This window comes from Corynebacterium sp. ES2794-CONJ1 (assembly GCF_025660615.1).
Classification (GTDB): Bacteria; Actinomycetota; Actinomycetes; order Mycobacteriales; family Mycobacteriaceae; genus Corynebacterium.
In genome coordinates, this window is record NZ_JAOTIM010000005.1 from 74,203 (window position 1) to 89,452 (window position 15,250).

A 15,250-nucleotide genomic window follows, 5' to 3' on the forward strand; every position below is an offset into this window, starting at 1 on the left:
CGAACTGTTAAGGATAAATTTTCGCTTCGTGGCAGTCTCTATCGAGACAATCACAAAGGAATCAGTCGGACCATTCAGCCGTATGATTATCGAGACGTCATACGTCCCTTGGAGGATGGGGAATAAGACCCAAATGAGGGTGCTAAAATAGGTTCGGACGATGCTTTCTACCAAAATTAATTCGTAGATAGCCAATCGCTACCAAACAGTAAAGCCGAAGCGAGGATAGTGCGACGCTGCGCACTGATACGTACCGATTGCAGGTGTAGCATTGCGGCAAGTGGGCTGGAGCAATGATCATAGTCGGGAGACAGAAAAGATATAAGGTGAACCATGGTATTTCCTAGGACCGTACAATTGTTCTTGATGGATGGCTCACCCAACGGTCGGATCAAATGCTCTTTAGATAACTGGGTGGGCAAGGTTTATCTCATCCCCCGTACAGAAATCCATCGTTCCAAAAACCGCTCCGAGCTCAACCAGACGGGCGTCTACCTGCTGTTCGGTAATGACACCGAATCCGGAGAAGAACTTCTCTATGTCGGACAAGCCCGTGAACGCAAGAACGGAAACGGGGTGCTCGCTCGCGTGGCAGAGCACCTTGGCGAGGAGAAACTAGACTATTTCACTCATTCCATCTTGATCATCGACTCGGACAACTCGTTTGGTCCAACCGAGATTTCTTATCTGGAAAATGCTTTTTACCAGCATGCCTTAGTCGCCGATCGAGTTCGTGCGGTCAATAGCAATGATCCCTCCCCCGGTAATGTCACCGAAGAAAAGAAAGCCGCCCTCGATGAGTTCATTGCCAACGCCAAAATCCTTATCGGCTCGCTTGGCTACCGAGTATTCGATGCAGTCGATGATGCAAAGGTCATTGCGCCAGAATCACCAGCGTTGTCTCCCAAAGTAGAGCCTCTACTCTATCTAAAGGCCGCTGGAGCATGTGGTACTGGCCGCCAAACTAACGATGGCTTTGTTATTCTCGCGGGGGCCACTCTGCGAGAGGGACTTACAGAGTCGGCACCAGAATCTGTTAAGAAAAACAGACAGCGCTTCGCAGATCGAGTAAGCGCCGATCACAAGCTGCTGCGAGATACGCTATTCACCTCACCCTCAGCGGCCTCTAGTTTTCTCATTGGGGCATCGACTTCCGGAAAAACTTCCTGGAAGAACAGCGACGGCGTAACTTTGCGTGCACTAGAGCAAGCCGAACTTGGATCTACTAGCTCCTCATAACCGCAAACTGTAACCAAAACATCCCCATCACCCCGAGACTGGTCATAGCGGTTTCTGTTTTGCTAAGTGCGGCAACACTAATTGAAAATTTCGGTACCTTAAAACCGCACGCTTGCATCAATGATATCGCTCTACCATTTGCATTTGATCACCGAGCTTAGTGAGTAAATTTGGATCATCGAGCGCTCCAGGAAGTACTGTAGAAGATCTTCACATCTCCTAGACGCCGCATCACTCTGTGATCATATTAGGTCATTCATCAGTATGAACACTTCAACGGGTTCCTTTTACGTCATAGGTACTTAGTACTGGTTTCCCTCCGCGCGAGGTGATTTTGCTTTCTGTTTCTGCATTTGTTTCACTTCTCGACAACCAGCCCAGTGGTATTTTTTCCACTTTAGGTCTAATCTATGGAGTCAATTCGAGACATAGAATCACAATGCAAAAGGTTAATCCTAGATCAAAATCAGCAACTCTTAGCAAGTCTATTAAGGTGTGCAGTAGTGCAGAAGATAGTCCTTGTACTCTGCAAGAGAGTAGTAGCGTATATGCCGCACACAACCATTCTTGAAACTAGGGATCACTTCCACCATCTGATTACCTACAAACAATATTTCAATACCCAACGATCGGATCAGCGTACTTATACAGCACATGGGGCGGGCTTCTGCCCAGCCCGTTTGCTGGGCCCATATCCTCGATAAGGACTATCAGACCGGAAATTTTTGACCACCTCGTGTGGCCGATTAAGGGGATCAAGAAAAGAGCAAGCGGTGTACAGTCAAGGTGAGCACCAACTCTTCGTGTTTAGAGAATCTAAATTTATTACCGATCAGCGGTGAGGAGAAACATCGGTGTCTAGGCCACAGAAGATTCCGTTATGGATGGCCGTATCCGCTATCGTTGTCGCCGTAGCACTCTGCGTCCTTGTTGTATCGCTGCGGTTTATAACAAAAACAGCGATATTCCCAGTAATTCTTTCGCTCATGCAACAGATATGCGATCGTATTCTACGAGCGTAAACGGTATGGATATCAAAGAGGTTCGCGACAGGGCCTTCCAAGACGTCCACCTGACCCCTGACATAAAACCCACAAAGAGGTCATAGTCTGTTACGGCAGCTCTGAAGGCAGCCCTAATCCTAGGAAAGCCCGACGGCTGGCGCAGCTTGGCTACGAAACTCTCGCGGCCTCTACGCTCGGCTTGGTTAATCAACCTGCAATATTAATTAAATTTCCACAGGAGCAGTTCGAAGACCTACTCGCCTATGTGCCGAAAAATACCAGCAATGATGAACCTATCACCGTCCTAGGTACATCGATGGGCGCGGAGTACGCTTTTCATTTCGCGACTGAATATGACGTGATAGATAACGTAGTTCTGATCGCACCATCTGCGTACACATTCTTCGGCCTTAATTTTAAAAACCACGGTTCATCGTGGATAGGAAGGGCGAAGAGATTCTTTTTTGTAAATGTTCAGAAGTCCTCTTTCCTTATCTTTATTACCAGTATGCTCATCCCTTCGGTAACTGAGTCGCCCTCCATTCCTAGAGGTTCTTATAACTGTGCCGTCGAGGTGGATACGTATATTCGATCGCGGCTGAGGATACCCGAGCCAATATCCTTATAATCGCTGGCGAGAAAGACCTTTCATGGGATAGCTATGGCATGGCGAAAGTGATCAGTTGACACAATCCTAGAGCCGAAATTGTTTCCCATTTTGATATGAGCGAAAATGAGCTTAGGCGGGAATAAAACGGCCAATGGAAAGCCTACTGTCATTAGCCGCCAGGTAATAGCTGGTTTTCTAGCTGAGCACAATTGCTAATAGCACCTGCCCCTGATATGGCCTTCTGGTCTCACTCGCTGACAGCAGGCTCAAGAACTAATTCCCATTAGCTGCGAACCGCTGGCAGAGTACCACGCTGAACCCGAACGGTAGTGACGTCACCGTGGAGTTCTATTTTGAATAATTCCAATACGTGCCTGAGCACACACGATTCGGTCTCGTATAATCTCCTAAAACATTGCGTACTGTAGTTGCGATGCTCACTCATGTATTCAGCGAGAACGGTTCCGTAGTTTCAATTTCTTCGTAGCGATAGGTGGACTGCAACTGTTGAAGTTTATGCGGGGCTATCCCTATTTCAATTCAGTTGTATCGTGGCCACATGCGGTTCCTTCTGTGGTCGTTCTCACAGGTAAAAGCTTGTATCAGAAACTTGCCACCGTCAGAATTCAGGGTTGCACTTTTTATGGATGTCTCGAAGAAAGGTATAGAAAAGACGGCGATAGAGGTAGAGCTTAGTTTCCACCGCCGTCTCCGACAAGCCCATTCACAACCAATTAAGGGGAACTTGAATCGTTAATGATACAAACGAGCCTGCATTTTACAGATAGGTTATTCTTTGATTCGGTAGATCACAACATACTGTCTCATGCCATATATGCCATCGAAGCTACTTCTCACGATTGAGACGGCTCCACGAGGTTGCCCGGTTCCCTTGCCCCGCAGAAGATTCCGATTGTGTCCTGGTGAAGCCTTGAACTTTTCTAGGGCTTTCTGGAAGTCTCCATAGAATGTGGCGAGTGTATTCTCCGCGAAGTAGCGATCAGGGCTTACCTTCATTACGAGTTCGGCATACTCAGGATCAAGGCCTGACTCGATATAGGGACTTTCGTGAGCAAACTTAACGTTCTGGTTGATGAGCTTGTTTCCATGAGGCCCCTCAGGTGTAGCGAACCGTCCGAGCTTATCGGCCCAACGATAGCAGTCCTGTTCCATCCTATGGTCCCAAATAACCTCAGGAAGGCCGTTCATCCGACGGTACCTATTCCATTCGTCGAACTGTCGCAACGCCTCCTCTCTAAGTTCAGACTCCTTCATATAGGGGTCATTGGGTTTGTCCCAAGGAGTCGGAGTTGGCGCTGGAGCTGGGTCATGGGTAGGTGCTGGACGTGGGTTTGGTCGTGGCTGCGGTGTCGGCGCCGGTGCCGGAGTATTCCCCTGAGGAATATTGTCACCGATGTCCTTGATGATCTCAGATGAAAGAGCAGCGTTGTCCTTCGATTGGCTCAGGATGGCTGCGAGAAAGGCAGCCAGAACCGATACACCCAGGATTGCCCCGATGATCGAGATAACCTGAGTCTCAGGCCCTTGCCCCTTGGAAACGTTTTGGCCATTAGCAGAGTTATTGGATGGCGCTGCGATTGCCTGGGGGGCTGCTACGACCCCAGAGGTAACAGCTAGAGCCGTCGTTACCGCAACGATACGTCTCTTGACCTCGTTAGTCATGTTCTTCATAGTATTTTCCTTAGTTCCTTTTAGGAGGTTCTCCCATATTCAAGCTTATCTTTTCGGAGAGCCGTTTCGTGTAATCGTCTTTCTCTTACGGATTTCACAAAAGCTGTTAGCCAGTATCGATAGCGAAGGCTTAGAAAAATATAACAATGATCACAGAATAGTCCTCTGGCTTTTCAGCACTATCATGCGAAGAAGTTTATGATTCAGCTGGGTTCATGTTGTCAAATGTAGGTTATTCCTATCAAGGGGGAGCTTGAGCCCTGACTATCATCGAGTACCGTAAGGTTTGATGCGTTTCAATTGGCTTCATAGCGATAGGTGAATTGCGGCCCCGACCATTTTTTGGGCTCCTAGCAGGCAATTTACACCCCTCTTTCACACTAGCTAAATCATCCTCCTAAGAATCTTTTAAAATTCAGATAGATAGGCATTATCTCAGGTCAGAGATTTCATATGAGAAGCGCGGTGAAACTGACCGCTACCAGCTAGCATATCTATATCTACGTAACAATTTAGAGTACCGACGATACGGAATCTTCCCCTGGCCAACGTAGAAGGTCGCTACCTAGTCGGATCTTAGCCAAGCAGATTTGCAGCTCACAGCAAGTGCTAAGACAGACCCATAAGAGAGGCGACTTTAGATTGCTTCGTTACAGGCGGGACCAATCCAAGATCGATCTCAGCTAACTAGCGTCCTTGTCACCCTTGGATATCTGAGTCTTATCTAAATCCCACCAAAGATACCCTCGGGTAGCTGAGGTGCCACCTTCATCGTCCGATAAGTCTAGCCCTCTTCTTCCTTAGAGCCCTGGCAGGTCAAAACCCTCAAGGGGATCTGATTCGCGGCCTTCTTCTACAGGCTCGTCGATATTACACAAGGTGACCAGCGCACCCGTCGGATCTGCAATAATCATCATGCGGCCGAACCCAGAATCGAAGGGTTCTCTCAAGATCTCACCGCCTAATTCCACGACCGTCTCGCGGATAAGATCTACGTCTTTGATCCCGAGGAAGGTTTGCCAGAAACTTGGAATATGGGGTGGGAATTCTTCGCGGGCATTATAGATGCCAGCGAACCCTGAACCGTCGATAAGCGCAGTGGCGTAGCTATGGTCTTCGCTCGTCGCAAGGGCCCACCCAAAGAGCTCCGCATAAAAATCTAGGGCTGCATCGAAGTCTTTGGTGGCTGTTAGTTCGTGCCACACGGGGGTTCCTGGTTCACCGGCAGCGATAAAGGAATCCTCTCCTTCAGGTTCTACCAGCCCAAAGAGTGCCCCGGTTGGATCCACTAGCAATGCTACTGAACCGAGTTTGACGCTGCGGGGACTGGTGAGTACTTGGCCACTTAGTTCCTCAACGTGTGCCACGTTTCGGGCGATATCGCCCGCCTGGAAATAGGTGACCCAGGTATCGGGTTGTTGGGACTGTTCAGGGCGTTCAACGAAACCCGCCACTGGGAGGCCTTGAAGGCGGGCAAGGCGATAATCGGAACTGATCTTTTCAATCTCCCAGCCAAAAATTTTTTCATAAAACTGGGTGGATACGTCCATCTGGGAGGTGGTCAGATCGATCCAGTAAGGCATTCCTGGTTCGGATTGAAAAGCAGGCATAATCAGTTGTCCTCGGGTAATTCAGTAAGCTCGGCGGATTAGAAGGGGTAATACTGGTACTAGTCGAAGGTTACAGAGCGCCACTGTTCGGGATCAAAATCATCATCGGCGGTTTTCTCATCGAAATAGTCATCGTCGTTTGCGCCTCCAATAACTACGCGGGCACAGCTAGGACCCACGCATACGATCTCGCCACCGCGCAAGGTCTTACCCCGGCGCGTATCTACCGTGCCATCAACGGTTACCAACCCGTCGGCAATTACTTGTTTGGCGGCGCCGCCAGTATCAACCAGATTGGCGAGTTTGATGAATTGGCCAAGTTTGATCTCTTGGCCTTTGATCGCAATATCTTCAGGGTGCATAGGCTACGAGTCTAGTCGGTTGATGAGAGGGCTACAGTATTTGATCGCGCGGGGTGATCACGAGGCGATCGATATTAACGTGCTTCGGGGTGGAAGCCACCCAGCGCACCGCTTCGGCGATATCAGCTGCTTCCAGATTGAGGTGGTTGGCGTAGACCGCTTCGGCTTGGGCGCTATCGCCGCGGAAACGGTGGAGGGAGAAATCGGTGTGTACTCGCCCCGGATTGATTTCCGTGACTCGAATATCATCTGTGGCATATTCAATGCGCATCACTTTATTAACGGCACTTACCGCAAATTTTGCGGCGTTATATCCTGCTCCCCCGGCATAGGGGTACAGGGCTGCGGTGGAACTCATGGTAATAATATGCCCGTGGGATAGCGTGAGTTTTTCGATCAAAGCTTGAGTCATCCGTACGGTTCCAAGGACGTTGAGTTCATACATGCTTAGCCATTCGTCGAGGTTAGCGTGATTTATCGGGTCAAGTCCGATTGCCCCTCCGGCATTATTAACAAGGAGATCGCATGCTGGAATGAGTGAAGCGGCCTGGCGTACCGCCTCATCATCGGTGATATCGGCAACGATTGCCTGCCCGCCAATGTCCTGAGCAATTCTCTCGAGCCTGTCTTTTCTGCGTGCGATGAGAATGACGTGCCAGCCATCGGCCGCCAGTGCTCTGGCGCTGGCTTCCCCGATTCCTGATGAGGCGCCGGTAATAACGGCAGTACGTGTTGGTGAAGTCATGAAAATTTATTCTCCTAGTCTGATTTTTCTGTGGGGATGAGATCGGCGGCGCCTGAAATGCGATCATCTACCATCCCAATGGCTTGCATGAAGGAATAGATGGTGGTGGGGCCGATAAAAACGAAGCCGTGTTTTTTCAATGCACTACTAAGAGCGCGCGATTCCGGGCTGTTGGTGGGTATATCGGCGGCGTTTTGGGGGCGCGGTCGTGGTTGTGGCGCATAGGACCAGACGAGGTGCGCCAAGTCGCCCTCATCGTGTGCGCGCAGCGCTAGGGTGGCACGGGCATTGGTGATGGCGGCCGATATTTTTCGGGTATTGCGGATAATGTCCGTATCTGCCGCCATCCGCTCAATATCTTTGGCACCAAAGTGTGCAACTTTTTCGGGGTCGAAGTCTTTAAAGGCACGTCGAAAAGCTGCGCGCTTTTTGAGCACGATCTCCCAACTTAAACCAGCTTGAAAGCTTTCTAAGACGAGGCGTTCGAAGATCGATTGCTCGTCTGTGATGACCGCACCCCATTCGGTGTCATAGTAGGCGCGCATGAGATTACTGCCATGCGCCCATTGTGGTCGCGCGCGGCCGTCTGCGCCCATGATAAGACCACGCGCTTCGAGATCAGGTATCACACGTAAGTTCTCTCTTTCGATCGGAGGGTTTCCTGCTTTAAGGCTATCCTTGAATAATGGTTTTTGCGTTGGAATCAATCGGTCGTGGTTTATCTGTGAGCGCTATCGCTTCCGAGATCACCACCGCGTTAGATGATCACCGCACTGTTGTGGTTCAGGCCCCACCAGGCACGGGTAAGACCACGTTTATTCCTCCGCTGGTGGCTAATACATGCGCCTTAAATGGCAAGGTTTTAGTCACCGCGCCGCGCCGGGTGGCGGTGCGGCAGGCTGCGCGGCGGCTTGCGCAGCTCGACCATAGTTCCCTTGGTGATCGTGTGGGCTATACCGTGCGCGGGGAGAGCCATCCAGGTGCGCTCGTGGAGTTTCTTACCCCCGGGGTATTGGTGCGGCGTCTGATTGCTGATCCTGAGCTATCTGGGGTGAGCGCCGTTCTTATCGACGAGGTCCACGAGCGTCAATTAGATACCGATCTTCTCATGGGCATGCTGGTGGAATTACGACAGTTGCGCCCTGAGCTTATCGTAGGAGCGCTCTCAGCGACCGTGGATACAGCCCGTTGTGCCGATCTTCTGTCAGCGCCAGTTATCCGTACCGACAGTGTCCTTTTTCCACTGGATATCTCCTATGTCCCCCTGGCTGGACGGGCGGAGTGTCATCGGGATTTTCTGCATCAAGCCGCCCGCCTTGCGGTGGAAAAGGCGACCTCGTCGCCGCATTCAGTTTTGGTATTTATGCCTGGTGTGCGGGAGGTCAATACTGTATGCCGCGACATCGAGGCTCTCAGTTCTGTTAAAGTTTTTGCCCTCTATGGACAGTTATCAAGGCAAGCCCAAGATGAGGCGTTGTATTCCCCTGGTCAGCGTATCGTGGTGGCCACTCCGGTTGCAGAATCGTCGCTCACGGTCCCTGGGGTAAGAATCGTCATTGATTCAGGTCTGGTGCGCACTCCGAAGCGTGATGCAGGTCGGTCGCTTAGTGGGCTAGTGACCACCTCGTGTAGTCAGTCTTCTGCGATTCAGCGTGCGGGTCGAGCAGGGCGTGAGGGCCCAGGTGAGGTGATCCGGCTCTACGGACAGCATGATTTCGCTAAATTTCAGCCTCATATACAGCCCGAGATTCTTGCTGCTGATCTCAGCAACTTTCTTCTCCTGTTACTAGGATGGGGCGGTCGACTCAGTGATTTCCCACTCCTCGACCCCCCTCCAATGGCCGCTGTGGAAAGCGCCCTGGCAACCTTGGATACCCTTGCTGCTCTCGACGATAAGGGGCAGTTGAACGCCTGGGGGCGCAAACTCGCTGAAATTCCAGCGCCGCCGCGTTATGCCCACGCACTATTAAAAGCAGGCAAGCAAGCAGCGAAGGTCATCGCGGCCATGATGGAGGATGCGCGCGGGGATCTAAACCAAGTGATCAGGGACCTGTCCCCCACCCCACGCTTTCGGCGGGAAGTCTCACGCTTGCAGCGTTATGCCCCCGATGATGCACGTTCGTATTCGGTGGGAGAGATCGTGGCCTTGGCTATGCCAGAAAGTATTGCTCACAATGAAGGTGAGGACTATCTGCTGGCCAGTGGAACCAGAGCCACTCTTAGAAACTTGTGGGCTGATCATAAACCTGAGTGGATTGCCATTGCTGATATGACCTTACAGGCGCGCGGAGCCCAGATCAGCCTGGCTGCGCCGCTCGATCACGCAGCAGCCCTACGCATCTACCCTCCCACTGAAGAATGCAGTACCTGTATAAGTGCCGAGGGGAAGATCCGGGCTATAAAGCGAAAGAAGCTAGGTGCTATTACCCTCTCAGAACGCCCGGTTGCTCCCGATCGTCTCATGGCGCGCCGGGCCTATGCGGAGGCTATTAGCAGCCACGGGATAGATTTCTTCGAGCTCTCTGATCGGGCCCGTCATCTTTTAGATCGGCTGCACTTCCTATATGAGCGCCTAGGCGAGCCATGGCCGGATATCGCAGCCCTTGATCCCCTGACCTGGTTAGGCCCAGAGCTTGATGCTTTAGCTGAGGGAGCAGGTAAAAAAGATATTGATCTCTACCCCGCCTTAAGACGTATTCTTCCGTGGCCGATAGCAGGCGAGCTGGATCAGCTCGCTCCTGAATCTCTGCAGGTACCCTCAGGCCATTTTATCAGGGTGGATTATCGTCAGCGCCCTACGGTCGCGGTGAAACTACAGGAGTGCTTCGGTCTCGATGACACTCCCACTATCCTGGGCCAGCCAGTACTTTTCGAGCTGCTCTCCCCTGCTGGACGGGTGCTGGCGCGTACCGACGATTTCAGTCGGTTTTGGTCTGGTGCTTATGTCCATATCCGTTCCGAGATGCGAGGCCGCTATCCTAAGCATCCGTGGCCCGAGCATCCATCACGAAGCGATGCCACGGCGAAGACTAAAAGGGCACTGAGTCGCTAGGTGTCGCTAGAGTCGCCAGGTGTTGCTAAGTATCGCCAAGAGTAGTTAAGGACGGATTTTGTCCATGATCTTGTGAATCGCCGCCATATCCTCGTTGTTAAGTCCAATCATAGATTCCACTTGGCTGCGCATATCTTCAGCCTCTCCCTCGAGCTTCTGGGCTTTCGGTGTGAGGGAGAAGATCACGCGGCGGTAGTCGGTTTCATCGACTGCCCGCTGTACCCATCCAGCTTTTTCTAGGCGTTTGAGTAGCGGCGATAGGGTGCCGGAGTCGAGGTCGACGAGAGCACCGATGGCGGCAATAGTTTGCCCGTCTTTTTCCCACAGGCACTGCAAGACGAGGTACTGCACATAGGTGATTCCCCACGTTTCTAGGTAGGGTCGGTAGCTGCGCTGGAGAAGGCGAGCGCCGGTATAGAACTGAAAGCAGATATCTGACTGGAGTTTTTCCTGGGCGGACATATGTCCAATTCTATTGCATGCAATGAAAAGCTGCTAGTGTTGCACGCTCTCTCCCGCTGCACCCCTTTGCCACTTCAAGCCTGGATTGGCCCAGGTATTGAAGCCCTCAAAAAGCTCCTTGACATTATCTGCCACCACGATAGCGTCTAAATAGCGGGGCCAAATAAAACCCTCCTCGCCCATCATCCTAAGAGCGTCGATAAGCGGCTGCCAGTAATCTTCGACATCAAAGAGGGCTACAGGGCCGGTATAGGGACCTAGTTGTTGACGTACGAGAACTTCGCTGAGCTCTTCGAGGGTTCCCATGCCACCCGGGAGGGCAATGAATGCATCCGCTAACTCCTCCATCCGCGATTTGCGGTCCACCATATCGTCGGTAATTTCCAAGCGCGTTAATTCTGGGTGGGCGAATTCGAGATCTTTCAAGCCTTTAGGGATCACTCCGATTACCTCACCTCCCGCGTCAAGGCAGGCATTGGCGCATTCGCCCATGAGCCCTACTGTGGCGCCCCCGTACACCATAGTGATGCCACGCTCGGCGAGTTCCCGCCCTAGATCGCGGGCCGCATCGGCATATTCACTGCGGTTACCTGGGACCGAGCCGCAATAGACGGCTACGGATTTAATGAGTGGGGAAAGGGTGCGCAACATAATGCCCTGCATATCCTGGGCAATAAACTCCTTGCGCGCGTAGAGGCGTCGAGCTGGCGAATGTGGATTGACGCGTACGCTTATTCCTTGCCATCCGTGGGTACGGCCATGGGTAATAGCTTGATCAATAAACCAGCCGCCGATGCCATGGCCTTGCCACTTCGGGTCTACGAAGAGCACCATTTCTGGAACATTATCGGCAACAAAACCCCATGCCTTAATAAAGGAAGCCCACATAACGCCGGCCAGTTCGCCGGTTTGAGTTTCGAGGACTACACCGATATCGCCGCGCTGACTATCAAAGTCTAGGTAGCGGGTGATAGTCGGGTCGGATATATCCGGGCGACTATCACCTGGGCTGAGGCGGTTGAGATTGTTGATTACCGCTGTGGTGCGGTCTTCGCGATCTCGGTCGACACCGTTTGTCATGATGCGAACGGTGAGGTCATCAAGGGGCGAAGCAGCTACAGCGAAAGTCATGGTTAGTCATTCTAATCCACTCCCCGATACTTTCGAAGCAAATGGGGATGTGAGCGATGAGGTCTATCCTGTGGCCAGCTGTATTGCGGTTGATTACGGCAGTTTATCTAGTGAATCCGTTTATATCATGGAGCTAGGTTGATAATAGTTTGCAAAAGTACGCGGGATAACAACGTCTGAGTCTTTCCTTTTGCCTCAGCCTTGATTGCATCGTTGAGGGTACACCCGAGCTGAACGATCTGTCTATTTAATTAGACTAGGTTGTCTGTTTTGTTTATCATAGTCCTATGCACCTTGTGAGCTCATACCCAGCCTCCGCAGAATTTATAGGACCCCAAACGCCAGCGGCCCTATGTCTGCAGCTGATTAGGCTCACCCAACCGGTCACGCGCACCTTCTTAGTCGACCATTCGCCGCATTCGCAGCCCACGATCACACGCGCCACCTTAGCTTTGATGCAGCTCGATCTCGTGCGTGAACGCCCCGATAAAATCAAGCCTCAAGGTCCAGGTCGACCCAAAATCCCACTCGAGATCGCCCCCAGCCCGTGGCTGCATATAGGTATCGCTATAGGCACCTCTTCTACCTATATAGGACTCTTCGGTTCCGGGGGGCAACTGATTCGCGAGCAATTTCTCTCTTTCGATCACCACCGTCATTCTCCTACGAGCTTTATCGAAGCGCTCATCCCGACATTGAGAACAATGCTGTCGGATTATGATATTCCGCTGGCTAATATCGGCATTTCCACCCCGGGAGCAGTCAATTCCCGCCGCCGTATCAGCGCCGACAACCTCGGCTGGGATCATATTAATCTGCTCTCGCCCCTCGAGGAGGCCTTTGACACCCAGGTTCGGGCCGTCAATGTTATCGAGGCAATCGCGGGCGCGGAGCAACAAGCTCAACGCATTTCTCATAGTCGTGTCAACCATCGCGAAGACCACCGCGGGCTCATCTGCTATGCCGACGATTCTATTGGCGCCGCCGTGCATACCTTTACTTCTGTCCAGCGCCTCGCCGTCGACCCAGCACTGCCACTTCACCAGACTGTTCTACAGCTCACGGAACAGATCAATCCGCATACCATTGTGCTCGCAGGGTCCGCCTTCGAAAGTCGCGAGGAGGCGCATGGCCTGGCGCGGTCGATTCGCGGCTCGAAGCACGCACAGGTGGAAATTCGGGTTATTCCTACCCACCTTGATAATGCTCGAGCTGCAGCTCGGGCAATAGCGCTCGCGCCCTTGCTCGCAGACCCGCTGGGATTTACGCAGGCGATTAAAACCCGGCGCGATTATTATTCTATCTAGTCATAGCGGACATCGGCTATGTCCACAGCCTCGGTGATCAGGGGCTGTGTGTGGGCGGTGATAATATAGCGCCCGGCGTGCTCGATAAATCCCCGAGCCTCCTCCTCGCTGAGAGTGCGGCGTATTTTCGCAGGTACGCCCGCCGCTAAACTCAGCGGCGGAATATCCATCCCTTCGAGCACAACTGCGCCCGCCGCGATCAGGGAACCGCGACCAATAGTGGAGCGCGATAGCAAAGCGGATTTCATTCCCACGAGAACGCCGTCTGCCACGGTAGAGCCGTGGACAAGAGCCATATGGCCAACAGTGACATCATCCCCGATTACCACGGGAGCATCCGCATCGACGTGGAGGACGGAGTTATCTTGGATATTGCTTCGCGCTCCGATACGGATGGAATTGCTATCTGCCCGCAGGACGCAGCCATAGAAGATGGAGGAATCGGGCCCAATTTCCACATCACCGATAATGGTGGCGTTGGGGGCGATATAGGCAGAGGAATGGATACGCGGGGTTTTGCCGCCGCAGGGAAGAATAAGAGGCATAGTGCCCATTATGGTGCAAAAAACGCCCACCCGCTGATTTTTTTTCGGGTGGGCGTCTGATCACAGAGGCTTAGGCAGTGGCCTGCTGCTTCTTTGCCTTACGAATCTTCTTCTCTTCAGCAATAGCTACGAAGGAGAGCAGCACGATGCAGGCTATGGCGGCGAAATTTAAGGCAGCAAAGGTACCAGCCCAGCCAGTGAGTCCGAAGATAGGACGCCCGTCGGCGATCATGCCCAGACCCAGCTTGGCGAAGCTATCGCCGACTAAGTAGGCGAAGGTGCCTTTGATGCCGTCGGCCACACTAATCGCGCGCTTGGGCACAAAGCCCACCGCTGCCACACCGATGAGAAGCTGCGGGCCGAAAACAAGGAAGCCAAGCACGAAGAGTACGCTCAGGTACATAAATTCATTGGTGGCGAACTGGTAGAACTCCAAGGTGGCCACGATAAGGGCTAAGGCGACGCAGGCCACCAGCGCTCGGCGTCCATTGAAGAAATCGGACAGGTAGCCCCACAGAAGAGTACCGGTGAGCGCACCCACCTCGAAGAGGGCGAAGCCGGAGATAGCAGCTTCCTTGGAGAATCCTAGAACCTCATAGGCATAGACAGGCGACCATTGATCAATACCGATACGAACTACATACAGGAAAATATTGGCGAAGCATAAAATCCAGATGATCTTATTCTTTAATACATAGCGCAAGAAGATCTGCCACTTGGATAGGTTCTCCCTCTCCGCTGCGAGGTCCTCGTCACTGACTGGTTCCTCGAAGAGTTCCTCTACCTTGCCTAAACCGTAGGCCTCTGGAGAATCTGAACCATATCGCAAACCAAAGAAACCAATGATGAGCGCGATTACCGAGGGGAAGACAAACATACCTACGACGTGACCGCCGAAGAAGACATTAGCGCCGAATACTGCCACCGCTGCTGCACCGGCGCCACCGATATTATGCGATATATTCCACAAACCAAGGTAGGTGCCGCGGCGCTTCCTCGGTGTCCATTTGGTAATCGTGGAGTAGCTTGCAGGACCGCCGGCACTCTGGAAGAAGCCAGACAGACCATAAAAGGCAACCATTAAGAAGATGCTAACACTGCCGCCGCCCAGGCTGGCACTGAAACCTAACATGCACAGGCCGGAGAGAATAAGCATAAACGGGAGGAATTGCTTCGTATTCTTACCGTCGGCGTAATACGACACCACGGTTTTACCGATGCCATAGGCCACCGAAAACCCCAGGCCGATCATACCCAGCTGGGTTTTGGTCAATCCGTAGGTTTCGATCAAATCATTCTGGGCCACGTTAAAGTTCTTGCGAATTAAATACATTGCCATATAGCCCACGAAAACGACCATATAGGACTGCATAAAAGGCTTGAACCACATCTTCCGACGTTCTTCGACGGGCAGGTCGAGAGTCGGCTTCCTCTTTTCCTCTAAGAATGCGAGCACGCTTAGCTTCTTTCTGCTCAAGGACCGATAATTTC

The 15,250-nt window shown here is 52.2% G+C and carries 13 protein-coding genes; 4 read left to right on the forward strand and 9 right to left on the reverse strand.

What is annotated here, in order from left to right:
* Positions 1–366: 366 nt before the first annotated feature.
* Positions 367–1,239 carry a GIY-YIG nuclease family protein gene (locus tag N7326_RS07395; RefSeq protein ID WP_259079229.1) on the forward strand — a complete coding sequence of 291 codons (873 nt, stop codon included), beginning with the start codon at positions 367–369 and terminating at the stop codon, positions 1,237–1,239.
* A gap of 1,104 nt (positions 1,240–2,343) precedes the next feature.
* Positions 2,344–2,871 carry a hypothetical protein gene (locus N7326_RS09400; RefSeq protein WP_396124768.1) on the forward strand — a complete coding sequence of 176 codons (528 nt, stop codon included), beginning with the start codon at positions 2,344–2,346 and terminating at the stop codon, positions 2,869–2,871.
* A 771-nt stretch (positions 2,872–3,642) separates the two neighbouring features.
* Here N7326_RS09400 and N7326_RS07400 read toward each other — a convergent pair.
* The 5 genes from N7326_RS07400 to N7326_RS07420 form a co-directional block, all read right to left on the reverse strand.
* The gene (locus N7326_RS07400) at positions 3,643–4,545 is read right to left on the reverse strand and encodes a CAP domain-containing protein (RefSeq protein ID WP_259158550.1); all 903 of its coding nucleotides are present in this window, start codon (positions 4,543–4,545) and stop codon (positions 3,643–3,645) included.
* A gap of 800 nt (positions 4,546–5,345) precedes the next feature.
* Positions 5,346–6,155, reverse strand: coding sequence for a VOC family protein (locus tag N7326_RS07405; protein ID WP_259158551.1), 810 nt, complete (start codon positions 6,153–6,155; stop codon positions 5,346–5,348).
* Between the two features lie 59 nt (positions 6,156–6,214).
* Complete coding sequence (locus N7326_RS07410) at positions 6,215–6,517, reverse strand: RNA-binding S4 domain-containing protein (protein WP_259079235.1); 303 nt, start codon at positions 6,515–6,517, stop codon at positions 6,215–6,217.
* 31 nt (positions 6,518–6,548) lie between these two features.
* Positions 6,549–7,262 (reverse strand): SDR family oxidoreductase, encoded by a 714-nt coding sequence (locus N7326_RS07415; protein WP_259079237.1) that lies wholly within the window; start codon positions 7,260–7,262, stop codon positions 6,549–6,551.
* 14 nt (positions 7,263–7,276) lie between these two features.
* Positions 7,277–7,891, reverse strand: coding sequence for a DNA-3-methyladenine glycosylase I (locus N7326_RS07420; protein ID WP_310593319.1), 615 nt, complete (start codon positions 7,889–7,891; stop codon positions 7,277–7,279).
* 56 nt (positions 7,892–7,947) lie between these two features.
* Between N7326_RS07420 and hrpB the strand changes: the two genes are divergently transcribed.
* Positions 7,948–10,314: an ATP-dependent helicase HrpB gene (gene hrpB, locus N7326_RS07425; protein WP_263088358.1), complete on the forward strand. Its 2,367-nt coding sequence runs from the start codon at positions 7,948–7,950 to the stop codon at positions 10,312–10,314.
* A gap of 45 nt (positions 10,315–10,359) precedes the next feature.
* On the opposite strand, the gene N7326_RS07430 is transcribed toward hrpB, so the two are convergent.
* Positions 10,360–10,776, reverse strand: a complete 417-nt coding sequence (locus tag N7326_RS07430) for a MarR family winged helix-turn-helix transcriptional regulator (RefSeq protein WP_259079241.1) — start codon at positions 10,774–10,776, stop codon at positions 10,360–10,362.
* Positions 10,777–10,809: 33 nt separating this feature from the next.
* Entirely contained in the window at positions 10,810–11,907 is a 1,098-nt protein-coding gene (locus N7326_RS07435; protein ID WP_259158554.1) for a TIGR00730 family Rossman fold protein, read from the reverse strand.
* 296 nt (positions 11,908–12,203) lie between these two features.
* Here N7326_RS07435 and N7326_RS07440 point away from each other — a divergent pair, with 296 nt between their 5' ends.
* Positions 12,204–13,214 carry an ROK family protein gene (locus tag N7326_RS07440; protein ID WP_263088359.1) on the forward strand — a complete coding sequence of 337 codons (1,011 nt, stop codon included), beginning with the start codon at positions 12,204–12,206 and terminating at the stop codon, positions 13,212–13,214.
* Here the strand turns inward: N7326_RS07440 and N7326_RS07445 are convergent.
* Together N7326_RS07445 and uhpT are read right to left on the reverse strand one after the other, a co-directional pair.
* The gene (locus N7326_RS07445) at positions 13,211–13,768 is read right to left on the reverse strand and encodes a gamma carbonic anhydrase family protein (protein WP_259079252.1); all 558 of its coding nucleotides are present in this window, start codon (positions 13,766–13,768) and stop codon (positions 13,211–13,213) included. The genes N7326_RS07440 and N7326_RS07445 overlap by 4 nt on opposite strands.
* 61 nt (positions 13,769–13,829) lie before the next feature.
* The gene (uhpT, locus tag N7326_RS07450; protein ID WP_259079258.1) at positions 13,830–15,236 is read right to left on the reverse strand and encodes a hexose-6-phosphate:phosphate antiporter; all 1,407 of its coding nucleotides are present in this window, start codon (positions 15,234–15,236) and stop codon (positions 13,830–13,832) included.
* Between the last annotated feature and the right edge of the window lie 14 nt (positions 15,237–15,250).